The 17,329-nt window shown below is 60.5% G+C and carries 20 protein-coding genes; 6 read left to right on the top strand and 14 right to left on the bottom strand.

What is annotated here, in order from left to right:
• Positions 1–123: 123 nt before the first annotated feature.
• The 7 genes from purH to tyrS all read right to left on the bottom strand — a co-directional run bounded on the left by purH (position 124) and on the right by tyrS (position 6,399).
• Positions 124–1,710 carry a bifunctional phosphoribosylaminoimidazolecarboxamide formyltransferase/IMP cyclohydrolase gene (gene purH, locus P9875_RS05050; RefSeq protein ID WP_035824592.1) on the bottom strand — a complete coding sequence of 529 codons (1,587 nt, stop codon included), beginning with the start codon at positions 1,708–1,710 and terminating at the stop codon, positions 124–126.
• Positions 1,711–1,817: 107 nt separating this feature from the next.
• A complete protein-coding gene (locus tag P9875_RS05045) occupies positions 1,818–2,051 on the bottom strand; it encodes a helix-turn-helix domain-containing protein (protein ID WP_008445162.1) in 234 nt (77 codons plus the stop codon).
• Positions 2,052–2,218: 167 nt separating this feature from the next.
• Complete coding sequence (gene dusB / locus P9875_RS05040) at positions 2,219–3,223, bottom strand: tRNA dihydrouridine synthase DusB (protein WP_423221846.1); 1,005 nt, start codon at positions 3,221–3,223, stop codon at positions 2,219–2,221.
• A 164-nt stretch (positions 3,224–3,387) separates the two neighbouring features.
• A complete protein-coding gene (locus P9875_RS05035; RefSeq protein ID WP_278317735.1) occupies positions 3,388–4,032 on the bottom strand; it encodes a histidine phosphatase family protein in 645 nt (214 codons plus the stop codon).
• A 3-nt stretch (positions 4,033–4,035) separates the two neighbouring features.
• Entirely contained in the window at positions 4,036–4,668 is a 633-nt protein-coding gene (locus tag P9875_RS05030) for a YbhB/YbcL family Raf kinase inhibitor-like protein (RefSeq protein ID WP_278317734.1), read from the bottom strand.
• A gap of 19 nt (positions 4,669–4,687) precedes the next feature.
• On the bottom strand, positions 4,688–5,137 hold the full coding sequence (dtd, locus tag P9875_RS05025) for a D-aminoacyl-tRNA deacylase (protein WP_099403329.1): 450 nt from the start codon (positions 5,135–5,137) through the stop codon (positions 4,688–4,690).
• The gene (gene tyrS / locus P9875_RS05020; RefSeq protein ID WP_278317733.1) at positions 5,134–6,399 is read right to left on the bottom strand and encodes a tyrosine--tRNA ligase; all 1,266 of its coding nucleotides are present in this window, start codon (positions 6,397–6,399) and stop codon (positions 5,134–5,136) included. Before tyrS ends, dtd begins: the two co-directional genes overlap by 4 nt.
• 154 nt (positions 6,400–6,553) lie before the next feature.
• Here tyrS and P9875_RS05015 point away from each other — a divergent pair, with 154 nt between their 5' ends.
• Both P9875_RS05015 and P9875_RS05010 read left to right on the top strand, forming a co-directional pair.
• Positions 6,554–7,921, top strand: coding sequence for a M23 family metallopeptidase (locus tag P9875_RS05015; RefSeq protein ID WP_278317732.1), 1,368 nt, complete (start codon positions 6,554–6,556; stop codon positions 7,919–7,921).
• A 138-nt stretch (positions 7,922–8,059) separates the two neighbouring features.
• Positions 8,060–9,154: an anhydro-N-acetylmuramic acid kinase gene (locus P9875_RS05010; protein ID WP_278317731.1), complete on the top strand. Its 1,095-nt coding sequence runs from the start codon at positions 8,060–8,062 to the stop codon at positions 9,152–9,154.
• A 65-nt stretch (positions 9,155–9,219) separates the two neighbouring features.
• Here the strand turns inward: P9875_RS05010 and erpA are convergent, their stop codons facing one another.
• From erpA to rplM, 5 genes are all read right to left on the bottom strand, one after another.
• Positions 9,220–9,582 (bottom strand): iron-sulfur cluster insertion protein ErpA, encoded by a 363-nt coding sequence (gene erpA, locus P9875_RS05005; RefSeq protein WP_029496047.1) that lies wholly within the window; start codon positions 9,580–9,582, stop codon positions 9,220–9,222.
• Positions 9,583–9,680: 98 nt separating this feature from the next.
• Entirely contained in the window at positions 9,681–10,070 is a 390-nt protein-coding gene (locus P9875_RS05000) for a bactofilin family protein (RefSeq protein WP_035828615.1), read from the bottom strand.
• A 90-nt stretch (positions 10,071–10,160) separates the two neighbouring features.
• Complete coding sequence (gene argC, locus P9875_RS04995) at positions 10,161–11,198, bottom strand: N-acetyl-gamma-glutamyl-phosphate reductase (protein ID WP_278317730.1); 1,038 nt, start codon at positions 11,196–11,198, stop codon at positions 10,161–10,163.
• 178 nt (positions 11,199–11,376) lie between these two features.
• Complete coding sequence (gene rpsI / locus P9875_RS04990) at positions 11,377–11,769, bottom strand: 30S ribosomal protein S9 (RefSeq protein WP_010393285.1); 393 nt, start codon at positions 11,767–11,769, stop codon at positions 11,377–11,379.
• Between the two features lie 9 nt (positions 11,770–11,778).
• Positions 11,779–12,207, bottom strand: coding sequence for a 50S ribosomal protein L13 (gene rplM, locus P9875_RS04985; RefSeq protein WP_010393282.1), 429 nt, complete (start codon positions 12,205–12,207; stop codon positions 11,779–11,781).
• 225 nt (positions 12,208–12,432) lie between these two features.
• On the opposite strand from rplM, the gene P9875_RS04980 reads away from it, so the two are divergent.
• Positions 12,433–12,855 (top strand): OsmC family protein, encoded by a 423-nt coding sequence (locus P9875_RS04980; RefSeq protein WP_099403333.1) that lies wholly within the window; start codon positions 12,433–12,435, stop codon positions 12,853–12,855.
• 112 nt (positions 12,856–12,967) lie between these two features.
• Here the strand turns inward: P9875_RS04980 and coq7 are convergent, their stop codons facing one another.
• On the bottom strand, positions 12,968–13,612 hold the full coding sequence (gene coq7 / locus P9875_RS04975) for a 2-polyprenyl-3-methyl-6-methoxy-1,4-benzoquinone monooxygenase (protein ID WP_077399524.1): 645 nt from the start codon (positions 13,610–13,612) through the stop codon (positions 12,968–12,970).
• A gap of 87 nt (positions 13,613–13,699) precedes the next feature.
• On the bottom strand, positions 13,700–14,131 hold the full coding sequence (locus tag P9875_RS04970; RefSeq protein ID WP_035824565.1) for a hypothetical protein: 432 nt from the start codon (positions 14,129–14,131) through the stop codon (positions 13,700–13,702).
• Positions 14,132–14,279: 148 nt separating this feature from the next.
• Here P9875_RS04970 and P9875_RS04965 point away from each other — a divergent pair, with 148 nt between their 5' ends.
• The 3 genes from P9875_RS04965 to P9875_RS04955 all read left to right on the top strand — a co-directional run bounded on the left by P9875_RS04965 (position 14,280) and on the right by P9875_RS04955 (position 17,323).
• Positions 14,280–15,059 (top strand): ATP-binding cassette domain-containing protein, encoded by a 780-nt coding sequence (locus P9875_RS04965; protein ID WP_035828613.1) that lies wholly within the window; start codon positions 14,280–14,282, stop codon positions 15,057–15,059.
• A 3-nt stretch (positions 15,060–15,062) separates the two neighbouring features.
• Complete coding sequence (locus tag P9875_RS04960) at positions 15,063–16,259, top strand: ABC transporter permease (RefSeq protein ID WP_099403334.1); 1,197 nt, start codon at positions 15,063–15,065, stop codon at positions 16,257–16,259.
• Positions 16,260–16,429: 170 nt separating this feature from the next.
• On the top strand, positions 16,430–17,323 hold the full coding sequence (locus tag P9875_RS04955) for an ABC transporter ATP-binding protein (RefSeq protein WP_035824559.1): 894 nt from the start codon (positions 16,430–16,432) through the stop codon (positions 17,321–17,323).
• Positions 17,324–17,329: the final 6 nt, after the last annotated feature.

Genomic DNA, 17,329 nt, shown 5'->3' with positions numbered 1-17,329 from the left:
AATGAATACGGCAGGCACCGGTGAATAACCGGTGCCTGCCGTATTGTGTCGCAGCAACCCAAAACAACATCTGGGGTCGGACCCTCAGGGTCCGACCCCGGTCATTGCCGTTGGGTTCAATTATTAATGACGGAAATGACGCGTGCCCGTATACAGCATCACGACACCGCGCTCGTCCGCCGCATCGATCACTTCCTGGTCGCGCATGGAGCCGCCCGGGTGGATGACGCAGGTCGCGCCCGCGTCGACGACGACGTCGAGGCCGTCGCGGAACGGGAAGAAGGCGTCCGACGCCACGACGGAACCGGTCAGGCTCAGGCCGGCGTTTTGCGCCTTGATGGAAGCGATGCGGGCCGAGTCGATGCGGCTCATCTGGCCTGCGCCCACGCCCAGGGTCATGTTATTGCCGCAGAAGACGATGGCGTTCGACTTGACGAATTTCGCCACTTTCCAGGCGAACATCAGGTCGGCCAGTTGCTGCGGCGTTGGCTGCAGCTTGCTGACCACGCGCAAGTCGCCGATACCGACATTTTTCGCGTCCGGCGATTGCACCAGCAAGCCGCCACCGACGCGCTTGAAGTCCATGGCGTGCACGCCGCTGCCCAACGGGATTTCCAGCATGCGCACGTTTTGCTTGCTCGACAGAATCTGTTTCGCTTCGGCGGAGAACGACGGGGCGATCAGCACTTCGACGAACAGCTTGGCGATTTCGCCGGCCGTGGCGCCGTCGAGTTCCGTGTTGAAGGCGATGATGCCGCCGAATGCCGAGGTCGGGTCCGTCTGCAGGGCGCGCGCATACGCTTCGGCCGCATTCTTGCCCAGGGCTACGCCGCATGGGTTCGCGTGCTTGACGATGACGCAAGCGGCGCTTTGCTCGAAGCCGCCCATGCTCTTCACGCATTCCCAGGCCGCATCAGCATCGGCGATGTTGTTGTAGGACAATTCCTTGCCTTGCAGCTGGCGGTAATTGGCCAGCGCGCCATCGGTGGTGACGAGGTCGCGGTAGAAGGCGGCGCTCTGGTGCGGATTTTCACCGTAGCGCATGTCTTGCACTTTTTCAAAGGCCACGTTCAGGATTTGCGGATAGGCACCGCGCTCGGCATGCACTTTCGTCGGGCCCAGGCTGGTCAGGTAGTTGGTGATGGCGCCATCGTATTGCGCCGTGTGCGCAAAGACTTTTTTCGCCAGCATGAATTTGGTGTCGTAGCTGACGTCGCCTGCCTTGCCGTCGGCCGAGCGCATTTCCGCCAGCACCGCGTCGTAGTCGGTCGGGTCGCAGATGACGACCACGTCCTTGTGGTTCTTGGCTGCCGAACGCAGCATGGTCGGGCCGCCGATATCGATGTTTTCGATCGCGTCTTCCAAGGTGCAATCGGCCTTGGCGACCGTGCCCTGGAACGGGTACAGGTTGACCACCACCATGTCGATGGTCGGCATGTCGTGCTCGACCAGTTTCGACATATGTTCAGGGAAATCGCGGCGCGCCAGGATACCGCCGTGCACTTTCGGGTGCAGGGTTTTCACACGGCCATCGAGCATCTCCGGGAAACCCGTGTAATCGGCAACTTCCGTCACAGGAACACCGTTGTCTGCCAGCAATTTGGCGGTGCCGCCGGTGGACAGGAGGTTGACGCCGAGGGCGGACAGGGCGCGGGCGAATTCGAGAACGCCGGTCTTGTCGGAAACGGAGAGGAGAGCTTGTTTGATCATGGCTGTGGCTAGGTGGTTAAGTGTTCTTGGCGAATGGCACAGCGGTCAGCTATCAGGCTGGGCCCGCTGCGGCGGATTCAAATCTTGGCGTCACTTGCATGCCGGCATTACAGCAAACCGTGCTCCTGCAATTTCTTGCGCAGGGTATTGCGGTTGATGCCCAGCATCTGCGCGGCGTGCGACTGGTTGCCATCGGCGCGTGTCATCACGACTTCCAGGATGGGCTTTTCCACGGTCAGCACGACCATGTCGTAGATATTCGATGCTTGCTGTTCGCCCAGGTCATTGAAGTAATCTTCTAGACTTTTCTGTACGACTTCCTGAATGCTTTCTTTGCTCATTTGTATGCTTCAACCGGCTGAACACCTGGCCATCCGGCACCGCGCCGCTCATGCGGTCCGCGTGCTGCCCTCTTGCCTCGGTGTTGTAATTAATATTGCATGACGCTCTGTATAGGCGCTCGCCCTTGTACTGCCGACAACTGACTACCCTGCTTGTTGCTATCTGCTCATGCTGCCGTGGCCATCGGTTTGATCACATCGATCAGGCCACTTTCACTGGATTCGGAGAGGCGGTATTGTAACCGTTCGCCAAATTTCCATTGCGACTCAAAAAATTGATCGACGGCCAGCAACTGCGCGTCCGTCGACTCCAGCAAGTTCATTTGCTGCCGGAACGCTTCGCCGCCTTCCAGATCCTTCACATACCAGCCGATGTGCTTGCGCGCCGTGCGCACGCCGAGAAATTCCCCGTAAAACGCGTAATGGGCGCGCAAATGCTCATCCATCAGGCTACGCACTTCATCCACGTACGGCGCCGGCAACAAGGTGCCGGTGCGCAGGAAATGGTCGATTTCGCGGCAAATCCACGGCCGGCCCTGCGCCGCGCGGCCGATCATGACGGCATCGGCGCCCGTTTGATCGAGCACAAAGCGGGCCTTTTCCGGACTGGTAATGTCGCCGTTGGCCACCACGGGAATGCCCACCGATGCTTTCACGGCGGCAATAGTTTCATATTCGGCATCGCCCTTGTAGCCATCGGCGCGCGTACGGCCGTGCAGGGTCAGCATCTGGATGCCGGCTTGCTCGGCGATGCGGGCGATTTTCAAGGCGTTCTTGTTTTCGCGGTCCCAGCCCGTGCGAAATTTCAGGGTGACGGGCACGTCGACGGCGTTGACGACGGCGTGCAAGATCTTTTCGACCAGACTTTCGTTTTGCAGCAGGGCCGAACCGCACCAGCTGTTGCACACCTTTTTGACGGGGCAACCCATGTTGATGTCGATAATCTGCGCGCCCCGGTCCACGTTGAACTTGGCGCAGTCGGCCAGGTCTTGCGGATCGGCGCCGGCAATCTGCACGGCTTTCGGCTCCATTTCGCCTTCGTGGTCCGTACGCCGCGAGCTTTTTTCCGTTGCCCACAGGCGCGGATTCGACGCCGCCATCTCCGACACGGCGTAGCCTGCCCCCAACTGCTTGCACAACTGGCGGAAAGGCCGATCCGTCACGCCCGCCATGGGAGCGACGAAAACGTTATTGCGCAGAATGTGAGGGCCGATTTGCACTGAGGAACCTGGAATGGACAGAGGAACCTGCTATTTTAACCGATTCCCTGCCTAATTAATAAGCACTATTTTTTTAGCTCAGTGCGTCAGAGTGACGATGGGGCCGCTTATAGGGCTTAGCCCAGCTCGTCCATCGCGGGCGCGCTCAGGTGTTCGATATTTCCCCAGTGCACCAAATGCAGCTTGCCGTCCGCGTAAGAAAAACGGTTGACGCTGGCATTTTTGACCTGGAAGTCGCGCGGACTGTCGAGCGTCATGCCGACCGCCTCGCGGTAGGCGCACTCGAGCACGCCGCCGTGGGCCACGATGGCGATCGTCTGACCGTCATACTGCCGGGCCCAGCGGGCGATGGCGCCATTCGCGCGCGCATAAAACTGGCGGAAACTTTCGGCCTGGCGCTCGCCCGACGGCATCACGGCGTCGATCTGGCGCGATTGCCATTGCGCATACTCGTGCGGATAGCGCGCGGCAATGTCCGCATACAGCAAGCCTTCGAAAGCGCCGTAGCAGCGCTCGCGCAGCAAGGAGTCCGTTTGCACGGGCAAGTCTTTCACGTCGGCCACGGCTTGCGCCGTCTGCTGCGCGCGCTGCAAATCGCTGGCGAGGATGGCGGCCAGCGGTTCGTCCGCCAGCGCCTGCCCCAGCGCGCAAGCTTGCGCCAGGCCCGCCTCGTTCAAGGCGATGTCGATATGGCCCTGCAGGCGGCGGCCCGCATTCCAGGCCGTTTCGCCATGGCGTATCAATAAAATCGTGGTGCTCATGCTTTATTTCTTCAGGGTAATTGCCAACTCGGGATTGAGCGAATAGGCGACGACGAGCTGGGCTTCGTCGAGGATGTGGCCGTACAGGGCGGCATGCGCTTGCTGCCCTGTAAAACGCTCGGGCAAGGCCAGACGCGGCACGTCGAGCGCATACAGGCGGAAGATATAGTGGTGGATGCGCTCGTCATTCCACGGCGGGCACGGGCCATCATAGCCGTAATAATCGCCAGCCATGGCGGCATCGCCGGCAAACCAGCCCGTGTAATCGTTGAGGCCCTGGCGCAGGCCAGAACTCGCAACCTTTCCACGCGGCGTGATGCCGCTGGAAAACTCTCCGGCGGCAATCGCGCGCATGGCCAGGGGAATATCGAGCAAGCTCCAATGATAAAAATCGCCGCGCAGCGCCGTCAGCGACAGGGCCTGGTCTTCAACATTGGCCAGGCTGGCGTCTTGCGGCGCATCAGGGTCGATGCAGAACAGGGCCAGCGACTCGGTGCCGTTGGGCACCTCGTCCCAGGCCAGATGGGGATTGCGGTTGCCGGCGAGGCGCACGCGGCTGGCCGGATCGATCTCGGCAAAAGCATAGTCGGCCGGCATCAGGCCGCCATCACGAAACGTCTCGCTCCACAATTTCATCGCTTGCTCCTCTTTATAGTTATTGCTTTGCGTTCACTTGCAGCCAGAAGGTCACCGGACCGTCGTTCGTCAGCGACACTTGCATGTCGGCACCGAACTGCCCCGTTTGCACGGTCGCATGGCGGCTGCGCGCCTGGTCCACGAAATGCGTGAACAGGCGCAAGCCGTCCTGCGGCGCGGCGGCCGGCGTAAACGACGGGCGCGTGCCGGACTTGGTGTCGGCCGCCAGCGTAAACTGCGGCACCAGCAGCAAGCCGCCGGCCACGTCCGTCACGCTGCGGTTCATCTTGCCCGCCTCGTCGGCAAACACGCGGTAACCGAGCAGCTTGCTCAGCAAGGCGTCCGCTTCCTTCTCCGTATCGCCCCGCTCCGCACACACGAGCACCATCAGGCCGGCGTCGATGGCGCCGATGGTGGCGCCGGCAACATCGACCTTCGCCTGGGTAACGCGCTGCAGCAGCGCGATCATGCCGTCAAGGTAACGCGCGCAAAGCTGCGCTTGCCAACTTGCAACACAAACTGACCGGCTTCCACTTGCAAGCCCTTGTCGCTGATGACGGTGCCGTCGATGCGCACGCCGCCCTGGTCGATCTTGCGCATGGCTTCCGACGTGGATGGGCACAGACCGGCTTGCTTGAGCAATTGCGGGATGCCCAGCGGGGCGCCAGCGAGGCTCACTTCCGGGATATCGTCGGGGATGCCGCCCTTCGAGCGGTTGACGAAGTCGGCCAGCGCATCTTCGGCCGCCTGCTGCGAGTGGAAGCGGGCGACGATCTCTTGCGCCAGCGCAACCTTGGCATCGCGCGGATTGCGGCCTTCCTCGACTTCGCGCTTCAGCTGGGCCAGTTCGGCGATCGAGCGCCACGACAGCAGCTCGTAGTAGCGCCACATCATGACGTCAGAAATGCTCATCAGCTTGGCGAACATGGTGTTGCCCGGTTCCGTGATGCCGATGTAGTTATTCTTCGACTTGGACATTTTTTCCACGCCGTCCAAACCTTCCAGCAGCGGCATGGTCAAAATACACTGCTGCTCCTGTCCATACTGCTTTTGCAGTTCGCGGCCCACCAGCAGGTTGAACTTCTGGTCCGTGCCGCCCAGTTCCAGGTCCGATTTCAGGGCCACCGAGTCGTAACCTTGCATCAGCGGGTACAGGAATTCATGGACGGAAATAGGAATGCCGCCCTGGAAGCGCTTGGTGAAGTCGTCGCGCTCGATCATGCGCGCCACCGTGTAGTGGGAAGCGAGCTGGATGATGCCGCGCGCGCCCAGCGGATCGCACCACTCGGAGTTATAGCGGATTTCCGTCTTGCTGGCGTCCAGCACTAAAGATGCTTGCGCGAAATACGTCATCGCGTTAATCTCGATCTGTTCCTTGGTCAACGGCGGGCGCGTGACGTTGCGGCCCGAAGGGTCGCCGATCATGGACGTGAAGTCGCCAATGAGGAAAATGACTTGATGGCCGAGGTTTTGCAGCTGGCGCATCTTGTTCAGCACGACAGTGTGGCCCAGATGCAAGTCGGGTGCAGTCGGGTCCAGGCCCAGTTTAATGCGCAGTGGAACACCGGTTTTCTCGGAGCGGGCTAATTTTTGCGCAAATTCGCTTTCGATCAAGAGTTCGTCGACGCCACGCTTGGTAATCGCGAGGGCTTCTTGTACTCTGTCCGACAGCACAAGCGCGGTCTGAGCGGCGTTAGCCTTTGTAGGCGATGCGGTGGTGTTGATTTCCATAAAATTTGACTGTAGATCTCAAAATGGTAGTAGGTTTGCGGAGTTTGCTATAATGCTCGATCCCATCAATCTTGCCGTATGAAAACGAACCAAAATAACAATAACAAAGAGCACTAGTTCACGAATCGTTCAAGGGCAAATTTTAACTGATTGCATGAACCCTATACATAAAATCACAGGCTCACGCTTGTACACACAGCTGACGACGACCCGCAAGGCACGCATTATTGGTGCGTCCGCGGTGCTGCTCGCCGTGGCCGCCTTCGGCGCGGTCGCTGTGTCGCCCATGGCGCCCGACGCATCGGACTTGCCGGTCACGTCCATCGCCCAGAACCTGGAAATGCCTGATCTCGCCTCGCAAATTTCCGCGATGGAACAGGTAGACCAGAATTTCACCCACGAAGAAAAAGTCCGCGCTGGCGATACCCTCGCCACCTTGCTGACCCGTCTCGGCGTGGATGATCCTGTGGCCGCCAATTTCATCAAAACCGACAAGATCGCGCGCGGCGTGATGTTGCTGAAATCGGGCAAGCGCGTACAAGCGCAAACCACCGAAAACGGCGACCTCAACTGGATGCGCGCCACCCTCGTCGATGGCACGGACAAATCGGTCAAGAACATCCTGATCACCCGCAAGGGCGACAAGTTCGTGGCCACGGAAGTGGCAGCCCAGCTGGAGCGCCGCGTTGAAATGCACGCGCGCAAGATTACTTCCACCCTGTTCGCTGCCACCGACTCCAGCCTGGACGGCACGCGCCTGCCAGACTCGATTTCCGCGCAAATCGTGGAAATGTTCTCCACCAATATCGATTTCCGCTCCGACCTGAAACGCGGCGACTCGTTCAATGTCGTCTACGAAACATTCTGGCAAGATGGCGAATTTGTCCGAGCGGGCCGCATCCTGGCCGGTGAATTCACCAACCGCGGCACGACTTACCAGTCCGTTTGGTTCGAAGACCCAGCCAGCAAGCAAGGCGGCGGTTACTACAGTTTCGACGGCAAGTCCCTCAAAAAAGCCTTCCTGAAATCCCCCCTCGAATTCTCCCGCATCTCGTCCGGCTTCTCCATGCGCGTGCACCCGATTTCCGGCAACTGGAAAGCGCACAAGGGCATCGATTTCGCTGCAGCAACGGGCACCCCTATCCGCGCTTCGGGCGACGGCGTGGTCGATTCCGTCGGCAGCCAAAACGGCTATGGCAATGTTGTTGTCCTGAAACACTGGGCCAACTACTCCACCGCCTACGCACACATGAGCCGCTTCGCTTCGGGCCTGAAAAAAGGTCAAAAAGTCAGCCAGGGCGATGTGATCGGCTACGTCGGCACCACCGGCTGGTCGACGGGCGCCCATTTGCACTATGAATTCCGCGTTGGCGGCGTGGCACAAGACCCAAGCAAGCTGAACGTACAAGCCCAGGCGCCATTGACGGCCGCTGAGCTGAGCCGCTTCCGCATGGTGTCGGCTGACATGATGCACCGCTTCACCCTGCTGCGTCCGAACGACACGGCACTGGCTTCGCGCTAAGCAATACCGCCTTCGGGCAACATATAAAGGCACCGCCCATGCAAATGGCCGGTGCCTTTGTTTTTTTCCCGCGCGCTTTTGCGTGCGGCACAAATACGGCACAATGCATCCATCACTGACGCACTCAAGGAACACTCCATGCTGTATATCGGTTTAATGTCGGGCACCAGCCTCGATGGCGTCGACGGCGCGCTGGTCGACTTTTCCGACGATGGCGGCACGCGCAGCCTGGGCGACGCGTACATTCCCTTCCCCGCCAGCCTGCGCGCCGACCTGATGGCGTTGCAAAGTGCCGGCCAGAATGAAATCGAACGCGAAGCGCTGGCGGCAAATCAACTCGTGCGCCATTACGCGGATTGCGTCGCCATGCTCCTGAGCAACGCGGGGATCGGCCCGGACGCCGTCGCCGCCATCGGCGCACATGGCCAGACCATCCGCCACCGCCCCGAGCTGGGCTTTACGCGCCAGCTGAACAACCCGGCCCTGCTGGCCGAACTGACGGGCATCGACGTCATCGCCGACTTGCGCAGCCGCGACGTGGCGGCCGGCGGCCAGGGTGCGCCGCTGGTGCCCGCTTTTCACCAGGCCATTTTCAATGTGCCAGGCCACACGCGCGTGCTGGCCAATATCGGCGGCATCAGCAATATCAGCGTGCTGCACGCGGACGGCACGGTGACGGGCTACGACACGGGGCCCGGCAATGCGCTGATGGATGGCTGGGTTTTGCAACACCTGGGCCAGCCTTACGACGCCGACGGCGCCTGGGCAGCGACAGGCCAGGTCATTCCCGCCCTGCTGGCGGAATTGCTCAACGACCCGTATTTTGACTTGCCGGCGCCGAAAAGCACGGGACGCGACCTGTTCCATGCCGACTGGTTGCAGGACAAGCTGAGCAACTACCCGCAGGTCAAGCCTGCCGACGTGCAGGCGACCCTGACGCAGCTGACGGCCGCCAGCCTGGCGCACGCCATCCTGCGCGACGGTGCACAGGCGGAAACGCTCTATGTATGTGGCGGCGGCGCGCAAAACGCCAGCCTGATGGCGGCGCTGGCCCGTGCATTGCCGGGCATGGCGGTGGAGTCGACCGAAGCGCTGGGCGTGGCGCCCAGCCAGGTCGAGGCGCTGGCCTTTGCGTGGCTGGCCTGGCGTTTTACGCAGCGCAAGCCGGGCAACTTGCCGGCAGTGACGGGCGCGGCGGGCTTACGCGTGCTGGGTGCGCTGTATCCGCGTTGAGCAGATGTAGAAACACAAATAGCGGATCGATGATCCGCTATTTTCTTGCTTGCCCCGTTTAGTACTTAAACGGAGAAAGACGAACCGCAACCGCAGGTCGACGTGGCTGTCGGATTCTTGATCACGAACTGCGCGCCTTCCAGGTCATCCTTGTAGTCGATTTCCGCGCCGACCAGGTACTGGTAGCTCATGGAATCGATCAACAGCTGGACCCCGTTCTTGACCATGGTGGTGTCATCTTCGTTGACGATTTCATCGAAGGTGAAGCCATACTGGAAGCCGGAGCAGCCGCCCCCCTGCACGAATACGCGCAATTTCAGGTCGGGATTGCCTTCTTCTTCGATCAGCTGCGCGACTTTTTCAGCGGCGCTATCGGTAAAGATAATAGGGGAAGGGATCACATCTTGCATTTCAGCGACGGCATTCATATCAGGCACTCCTACTAGAAAACATTAAGTCATTATAGACTGTTGGCGCAACTCGCGCTGCGGCCGCCGCTGACGCGGCTGGACGGTGTTGTTCCTGCTCACATTTCCGATACGGCCAGGTGCAGCACGGGGTCGGCGCTGTCGTGCCGGCTGAGCTTGCCTTGCACCAAGGCGCCGCTGTGCATTTCCAGCACCTTGTAATAGACCTCTCCTACAATGCGGGCTTTTGGCTGGATTTCAAGCATTTCGGACACATACACGGGACCATTGATCTCGCCGCTGACGACCAGGCTCGAGCAGCGCACTTCGCCATCGATGCGGCCCGCCTCGCCCAGCACCACGTACGTGGGCTCGCCCGGCTCGCCCGTGACATTGCCGCGCACATGGCCGTCGATGCGCAAGCCGCCGCAAAACAGCAAGTCGCCCTCGATCCGCGTGGCAGCGCCGATCAAGGTGTCGATGGGGTTTTTCGCGTTGCGCTCGAACATGAACGTTATCCTGTCGGGGTACGTGGCAGTCCAATTTATCACAGGTCCGGCAAAAAGGCGCCGGACCCGCGCAAGCACCGTCGCCTATCGTTACGGCATCACGGCGATGTGTTGCAAACCGGCCGTTTCTTTCAAGCCGAACATCAAGTTCATGCACTGCACGGCCTGGCCCGACGCGCCCTTGACCAGATTGTCCTGCACCACCAGCACGATGACGGTATTGCCGCCCTCAGGACGGTGCAAGGCCAGGCGCAACATGTTCGAGCCGCGCGTGGAGCGTGTTTCCGGGTGCGAGCCGAACGGCATCACGTCGACGAAAGGCTCATCCTTGTATTGCTCTTCGAACAAGGCTTGCAATTCCTCATTGCTGACATCCTTGTTCAGCTGCGCGTACAGGGTCGAGTGCATGCCGCGTATCATCGGCACCAGGTGCGGCGTGAAGGTCAGCGCCACTTTCTCGTCCGTGAAGCGCTGCAATTGCGCCGTCGTTTCCGGCAGGTGGCGGTGGCCGGCCACGCCATAGGCCTTGAAGCTGTCACTGCTTTCCGAGAACAGGATGCCGATTTCCGCCTTGCGGCCGGCGCCGGACACGCCCGACTTGCAGTCGGCGATCAGGCTGCCCGCGTTGACCAGGCCAGCCTTGAGCAACGGATAAAAGCCCAGCTGCATGGTGGTCGGGTAGCAACCGGGGTTGGCGATCAGCGTGGCTTGCTTGATGTCTTCGCGGTTCAGCTCCGGCAAACCGTACACGGCTTGCTCGATCAACTCTGGCGCCGTATGGGGAATCTTGTACCACTGCTCGAACTTGGCCTGGTCTTTCAGGCGGAAGTCGGCGGCCAGGTCGATGACTTTCACGCCGGCGGCCAGCAGGGCTGGTGCTTGCGCCATGGCAACACCATGCGGGGTGGCAAAGAAGACCACGTCGCACTGTTCCAGATTCGCCTTGTCCGGCGAGGAAAACGCCAGTTTCACATGGCCACGCAGGGAAGGATACATGTCAGCAACGGGCAAGCCATCTTCCTTGCGCGAGGTAATCGCCGTCAACTCGACATCTGGATGGGTAGCGAGCAAGCGCAGCAATTCCACGCCCGTGTATCCAGTACCGCCGACGATGCCAACTTTGATCATGTTCTTTCCTTGTGTATAGATTGCATAAGATTGCATAAAGATGAGGGAAACGCTGCCCCTGCGGGTTTTCGCGTATTTTACAGCGCAACGGCGCATCCCGCTGAAATGCAAAAAAGCCGCGGGACCGAAGTCCAGCGGCTTTTCGACCAGCACCCCGGAAGGTGCTGTAGCGTAGAAATTAACGCTTCGAGAATTGCTTTGCGCGACGTGCTTTGCGCAGACCAACTTTTTTACGCTCGACTTCACGTGCATCGCGGGTCACGAAGCCGGCTTTCGCCAGTTCCGGTTTCAACGCTGCATCGTAGTCGATCAGAGCGCGGGTGATGCCGTGACGAACTGCACCAGCCTGGCCCGACTCACCGCCGCCATGGACGTTGACTTTGATGTCGAAACGCTCGACATTGCCGGTCAGTTCCAGAGGTTGACGGATGACCATCAGACCCGTTTCGCGCGAAAAGTATTCGTTTGCTGGTTTGCCGTTAACAACGATCAAGCCTGTGCCAACTTTGATAAAAACCCGAGCCACTGCACTTTTGCGACGGCCGGTTCCATAATTGTAATTACCGATCATGTCAGTTCCTTAGAGAACAAGTGCTTTAGGTTGCTGAGCAGCGTGCGGATGGGAACCTTCCGCGTACACTTTCAGCTTCTTGATCATTGCGTAGCCGAGTGGGCCTTTAGGCAGCATGCCCTTGACCGCTTTCTCAAGCGCGCGACCTGGAAAACGCTGTTGCATTTTCTGGAAGTTGGTTTCGTAGATGCCGCCTGGATAGCCAGAGTGACGGTAGTAAATTTTCTCAGTAGCTTTGGTACCGGTCACACGCAGTTTGCCTGCGTTGATGACGACGATAAAGTCGCCGGTATCGACGTGAGGAGTAAATTCTGGTTTGTGTTTGCCGCGCAGTCGGAGTGCCACTTCGCTGGCAACACGTCCGAGGACTTTGTCCGTCGCGTCAACCACGAACCAATCGCGCTGGACTTCATGTCCTTTAGCGGAAAATGTTTTCATGTTGACTTCCTAATAGATTACACGCTCAAATGGTGGTTCCGCCGATGCTGCTATGCGGACTCTGCCTTATTTACTTTTCCTGAGCGAACGGAAAGCCGACAAGTATAAGCGGCTTTGCCTTGCCGCGTCAAGCCGCAATCGAGGCCGGCTGCGGCCCGGCGGCCGGCACATGGATAGGCATTCCTCTATTACAATACAAAACGCTTACAATTTTCGGAGAGTACGATGGAATGCAAAGTCAGCTGGAATGGCCCGTCGGGCATGAGTTTTCGGGCAGAAACGGGTTCCGGCCACCTGGTGACCATGGATGGCGCGCCCGATGGCGGCGGCCACAACCTGGCGCCACGCCCCATGGAAATGGTCTTGCTGGGCACGGGCGGCTGCACCGCCTATGACGTGGTGCTGATCCTGAAACGCGGACGCGAAGCCGTCAGCGGCTGCGAAGTGACCCTGAAGGCCGACCGCGCCGACACCGACCCGAAAGTGTTTACCAATATCCACTTCCATTTCACCGTACGGGGCAAGGCCCTGAAACCGACGGCCGTGGAACGGGCCGTGGCTTTGTCGCATGACAAATATTGCTCGGCTTCCATCATGCTGGCGAAAACGGCGGAAATCACCCACTCCTTCGAAATCATCGAGGAGTAGGTCGGATTAGCGGGGCAAGGCCCCGCGTAATCCGACGACACTACCGGCGCCAACAATGTTGTCGGCTTACGCGCTGCGCGCTAAGCCGACCTACCCGACCTACGCAGAAATATCAGATGTAATACGCGGTTTTTGTCATCACTTTACCCATCAAGCCCATCAACGCCTTCACCGGTGCCGGCGTATCGATGGCGCCCAGGCGCTGGGCGGCGGCGCCGTGCTCCACTTCGTCGATGGCCATCTGTTTCACGATGGCGCGCGACTTGGCATCCTGCGGCGGCAATTCCTGCAAGTGGCTGGCTAGGTGCGCTTCCACCTGGCGTTCCGTTTCCACCACGAAACCCAGGCTGCGGCCGTCGCCCATGCGCGCGGCGATGGTGCCCAGCGCAAACGAACCCGCATACCACAGGGGATTGAGCAGGCTCAAACGCGAGCCCAGCTCCGTCAGGCGCTGCGCCGTCCAGGCCAGATGATCTTCCTCTTCGCGTCCCGCTTCGTCGAACTGGGCGCGGATGGCCGGGCTGTGCGCATAGCGCGCCTGCGAGTTGTACAGGGCTTGCGCGCACACTTCGCCCACATGATTGACGCGCATCAAGCCGGCGCTGTGGCGCTGTTCGGCCGGGCTCAGTTCCGCATCGGGCGCATGCGCGGCCGGCGTGGGGCGCGAGGCCGAGGCCACGCCCGCCATGACGCGCAGGGCCTTGTCGGCGCCAACAATCAAACGATCCAGGGGGTCAAAATGGCGGTTCGCGGTCATCGTGGCTATGCTCATGAGTAGTAAAGCATGAATTATAGGACGATCAGGGCCGGCAGTCCCCACGCCGCGCGCAGGGTGAACGGGGCTTTATTGACTTGTGCGCGCTTTTTCCTGCTCGATCCAGTCCACCACGGGGCCGACGGCGTCCAGGCCGGACAGGCTTTTCGCCACGCCCAGGTTCAGTGAAATCAGGAAAGAAATGCTGTCGACGGGGATGTCCGGGCAGAACTCGGCAAACGCGGCGCGAAAACGCTCCGATTGCAGCACGCGCAAGACTTTCTCGCCGCTCATGAATTGCAGCACGCTGGCGATGCTGTGCCCGCCACCTAGCGAGTGGTAAATGAAACGGTTGTATTTCGCGTCGATCTCTTTGAAGTCGAGCGCTTCCTCCGTCATCAGGCCGGCCAGGTAATACAGCCCCAGGCTGACGCGGAAGAAACCGATGGCTTCGGCACTGGTCATACCGGCGCGGGCCACGGCCAGTACCTTGTCCTGCATCGCCTGATCGATCGTTCGCATTGCGCTCTCCCGCGCCGTCCGCCGGCGCCCACCGGGCCAGCTTGCATGAAGATGCTGTTTTTTTCAATAGACCAAACGATATTTCCACCTTGCAAGTTACATTTTTTGCATGCTACTCTCGTTCTTCACCGTTAAATGGATGAAGCACATGATTGAGGTCAAGCACCTGGCAAAACGTTTCCGCATGCCGCCCCACAAAGGCAAGGCCATGCACGTCAGCGATCCGCGCGAACATGAGGGCTGGTTTCACGCCGTGCGCGACGTCAGTTTCAGCTGCGCCCCCGGCGAAGTGCTGGGACTGCTGGGGCCGAATGGCGCCGGCAAGACCACCACCCTGCGCCTGCTGTCGACGGCCTTGCAAGCGGACGCGGGCAGCGCCCTCGTCAACGGTGTCGATGTCCTGCAGCAACCGCTGGTGGCGCGCCAGAGCATCGGTTTCCTGTCCGGCTCGACGGGACTGTACGGCCGCCTGACGGCGCGCGAGAACGTGGAATACTTTGGCCGCCTGCACGGCATGCCGGCCGACAAGCTGAAACGCCGCTGCGACGAACTGTTCTCCCTGCTGCAGATGGAGGAGTACGGCGCCAAGCGGGCCGATCAATTATCGACGGGCATGAAGCAGAAGTGCGCGATCGCCCGCACCGTCGTGCACGAGCCGCAAGTGGTGATCCTCGACGAGCCGACCACCGGGCTGGACGTGATGTCGGCCAAGATCCTGCTCGACTTCATCGCCAGCTACAAGGCGCTGCGCGTGCCGCTGATCTTTTCCACGCACCACCTGCACGAAGTGGAAAAGCTGTGCGACCGCGTCTGCATCATCAACCGCGGCACCACCGCCTTCAATGGCACGGTCGACGAACTGCGCCACCTGGGCGGCAGCGCGGACTTGTACGACGCCTTTGTCAGCGTCATCAACCAGGGAGCCTGAGCCATGTGGACCATTTATCTGAAAGAGTTGCTGGAACTCACGCGCGACCGCAAGACGCTGATTTTCACCATCCTCATCCCCATCTTTGCCATGCCGCTGATCTTTGGTGGCTTCGCTTATGTTTCCAGCAATATGTTCAAGAACGCGAAGACGGCGGAAATGCGCTATGCGCTGTTCGGCAAGGACCATTCGCCGGGCCTGAGCGCGCGTTTTGCCCAGCAGCACAACTTGCGCGAAGTGCCGCTGGCCAGCGAGGGCGACATCCGCCGCGCCATCGGCGACGACACGATCAAGTTCGCCGTCGTCATTCCACCGCAATTTGAAGAGGCGCTGCAGCAACAGCAGCAAGCCAAGGTCACTCTGCATTACAACAGCGCCAGCACGGTCGACGTGACCCAGCAGCGGGTGCGCGAGATCGTCGAGGCGTATAACGCCAGCCTGCGCGAAAGCGCGCTGTCGGCTCTGAACCTGAGCCCGGCCCAGCTGGCCTTTGCCCTCAACCCCATCGTGCTCGACAAGCAGTCGACGGCCAACGAGCGCGAGCAGATGGGCGCCATCGTCGGCGGCATGCTGCCGTATTTGCTGCTGATGGTGTGCCTGACGGCGGCCATGTACCCGGCCATCGACCTGGGCGCCGGCGAAAAGGAACGGGGCACCCTGGAAACCCTGCTGCTGGCGCCCGTGCCGCGCAGCGCCATCGTGCTGGCCAAGTTCCTCGTGCTGTTTACGGTGGGCATGACCTCGGCCGTGCTGATGGTGGGCAGCATGGGCGCCCTGCTGGCCATCTTCGGCAGTTCGCTGGAAGGCAACATGGCCGTCATGGTGCGCAGCATCGGCTTGCCCGACCTGGCCATGGTGACCCTGATGCTGGTGCCGACGGCCGCCATCTTCGCCTCGCTGCTGCTGTCGATTTCGATCTACGCAAAAAGCTACAAGGAAGCGGCCGGCATGATCACGCCATTGATGCTGTTCGTCATCCTGCCCACGGTGGCGGCCATGCTGCCCGGCGTCGAGCTGAACTGGATGTGGGCCATGGTGCCGCTGACCAACGTGTCGCTGGCCATGAAGGAACTGGTCAAGGGCACCATGGATTACCGCATGTTCGGCGTGATCCTGGCCTCGACCACGGTGATCGCGGGCGCCCTGCTGATGCTGTGCCGCTGGTGGTTTAACCGCGAATCGGTACTTTTCCGAAATTAAACCTGCAAATGGCTTGCGGCGGGGTGCCGTCCACCCCGCCCATCCGCACTCTGGGCACGTGAAAATGCCGTGTATCGCATGCAACTGCCCAGCACGTCTTAAATTCAATACAATGCCAGCATAGATAAGCTCCGCAGCATGGGGCCGCAACAGCATGAGCAAGGAGTTGTATGGAATTGCAGATTCGCAAATTGTCGAAGACCTACGCGAATGGCGTGGTGGCGCTGGATAACGTGTCGCTGACGATACCGCCCGGGATGTTTGGCTTGCTGGGCCCGAATGGCGCCGGCAAGTCGACCCTGATGCGCACCCTGGCGACCTTGCAGGAATGCGATTCCGGTTCCATCTTCTTCGGCGACTACGACGTGCTCGACGACAAGGACGAGATCCGCCGCATGCTGGGCTACCTGCCGCAAGACTTCGGCCTGTACCCGAAAGTGACGGCCTACGAACTGCTCGACCACTTCGCCACGTTAAAAGGGCTGTCGCAGCGGGCGCGCCGGCGCGAGGTCGTCGATGGCCTGTTGCAGCAAACCAATCTGTTCGACGTGCGCCACCAGCGCCTGGGCAGCTTTTCCGGCGGCATGCGCCAGCGCTTCGGCATCGCGCAAGCGCTGCTGGGCGACCCGAAACTGATCATCGTCGACGAACCGACGGCCGGCCTCGACCCGCAGGAGCGCGTGCGCTTCCACAATCTGCTGTCGGACATCGGCGAAGACAAGACGGTGATCCTGTCGACCCACATCGTCTCCGACGTGGCCGACCTGTGCGCCAACATGGCCATCATCAATAAGGGCCATTTGCTGCTGTGCGGCAAGACCCAGGAACTGATCGACGAAGTCAGCTGCAAGATCTGGGCGCGTTTTGTCGAAAAGAAAGAGCTGGCCAGCTTCCAGCAGCGCCACGCCGTCATTTCCACGCGCTTGCTGTCGGGCCGCACCCTGATCCACGTCTACAGCGACGACGACCCGGGCGACGGCTTCGAGGAAGCCATCGGCGACCTGGAAGACCTGTATTTCGCCACCATTGCCGGGCGCCACCGCGTCGCCCCGCAGTGCGACTGAGGGGGC

This window comes from Janthinobacterium rivuli, from assembly GCF_029690045.1.
Classification (GTDB): domain Bacteria; phylum Pseudomonadota; class Gammaproteobacteria; order Burkholderiales; family Burkholderiaceae_D; genus Janthinobacterium; species Janthinobacterium rivuli.
Note: the sequence above shows the minus strand (reverse complement) of the source record. Positions and strands in the feature narration are given on the sequence as shown.

Coding starts and splice junctions, on each gene's coding strand:
- rplM (WP_010393282.1), bottom strand. CDS start 12,207: ATGAAAACATTTTCCGCTAAAGGACATGAAGTCCAGCGCGATTGGTTC.
- rpsI (WP_010393285.1), bottom strand. CDS start 11,769: ATGATCGGTAATTACAATTATGGAACCGGCCGTCGCAAAAGTGCAGTG.
- argC (WP_278317730.1), bottom strand. CDS start 11,198: ATGATCAAAGTTGGCATCGTCGGCGGTACTGGATACACGGGCGTGGAA.
- P9875_RS05000 (WP_035828615.1), bottom strand. CDS start 10,070: ATGTTCGAGCGCAACGCGAAAAACCCCATCGACACCTTGATCGGCGCT.
- P9875_RS04980 (WP_099403333.1), top strand. CDS start 12,433: ATGGAATGCAAAGTCAGCTGGAATGGCCCGTCGGGCATGAGTTTTCGG.
- P9875_RS04965 (WP_035828613.1), top strand. CDS start 14,280: ATGATTGAGGTCAAGCACCTGGCAAAACGTTTCCGCATGCCGCCCCAC.
- P9875_RS05030 (WP_278317734.1), bottom strand. CDS start 4,668: ATGAAATTGTGGAGCGAGACGTTTCGTGATGGCGGCCTGATGCCGGCC.
- dtd (WP_099403329.1), bottom strand. CDS start 5,137: ATGATCGCGCTGCTGCAGCGCGTTACCCAGGCGAAGGTCGATGTTGCC.
- P9875_RS05010 (WP_278317731.1), top strand. CDS start 8,060: ATGCTGTATATCGGTTTAATGTCGGGCACCAGCCTCGATGGCGTCGAC.
- purH (WP_035824592.1), bottom strand. CDS start 1,710: ATGATCAAACAAGCTCTCCTCTCCGTTTCCGACAAGACCGGCGTTCTC.
- P9875_RS05045 (WP_008445162.1), bottom strand. CDS start 2,051: ATGAGCAAAGAAAGCATTCAGGAAGTCGTACAGAAAAGTCTAGAAGAT.
- P9875_RS05015 (WP_278317732.1), top strand. CDS start 6,554: ATGAACCCTATACATAAAATCACAGGCTCACGCTTGTACACACAGCTG.
- P9875_RS05035 (WP_278317735.1), bottom strand. CDS start 4,032: ATGAGCACCACGATTTTATTGATACGCCATGGCGAAACGGCCTGGAAT.
- P9875_RS04955 (WP_035824559.1), top strand. CDS start 16,430: ATGGAATTGCAGATTCGCAAATTGTCGAAGACCTACGCGAATGGCGTG.
- coq7 (WP_077399524.1), bottom strand. CDS start 13,612: ATGACCGCGAACCGCCATTTTGACCCCCTGGATCGTTTGATTGTTGGC.
- tyrS (WP_278317733.1), bottom strand. CDS start 6,399: ATGGAAATCAACACCACCGCATCGCCTACAAAGGCTAACGCCGCTCAG.
- erpA (WP_029496047.1), bottom strand. CDS start 9,582: ATGAATGCCGTCGCTGAAATGCAAGATGTGATCCCTTCCCCTATTATC.
- P9875_RS04970 (WP_035824565.1), bottom strand. CDS start 14,131: ATGCGAACGATCGATCAGGCGATGCAGGACAAGGTACTGGCCGTGGCC.
- P9875_RS04960 (WP_099403334.1), top strand. CDS start 15,063: ATGTGGACCATTTATCTGAAAGAGTTGCTGGAACTCACGCGCGACCGC.
- dusB (WP_423221846.1), bottom strand. CDS start 3,223: ATGGCGGGCGTGACGGATCGGCCTTTCCGCCAGTTGTGCAAGCAGTTG.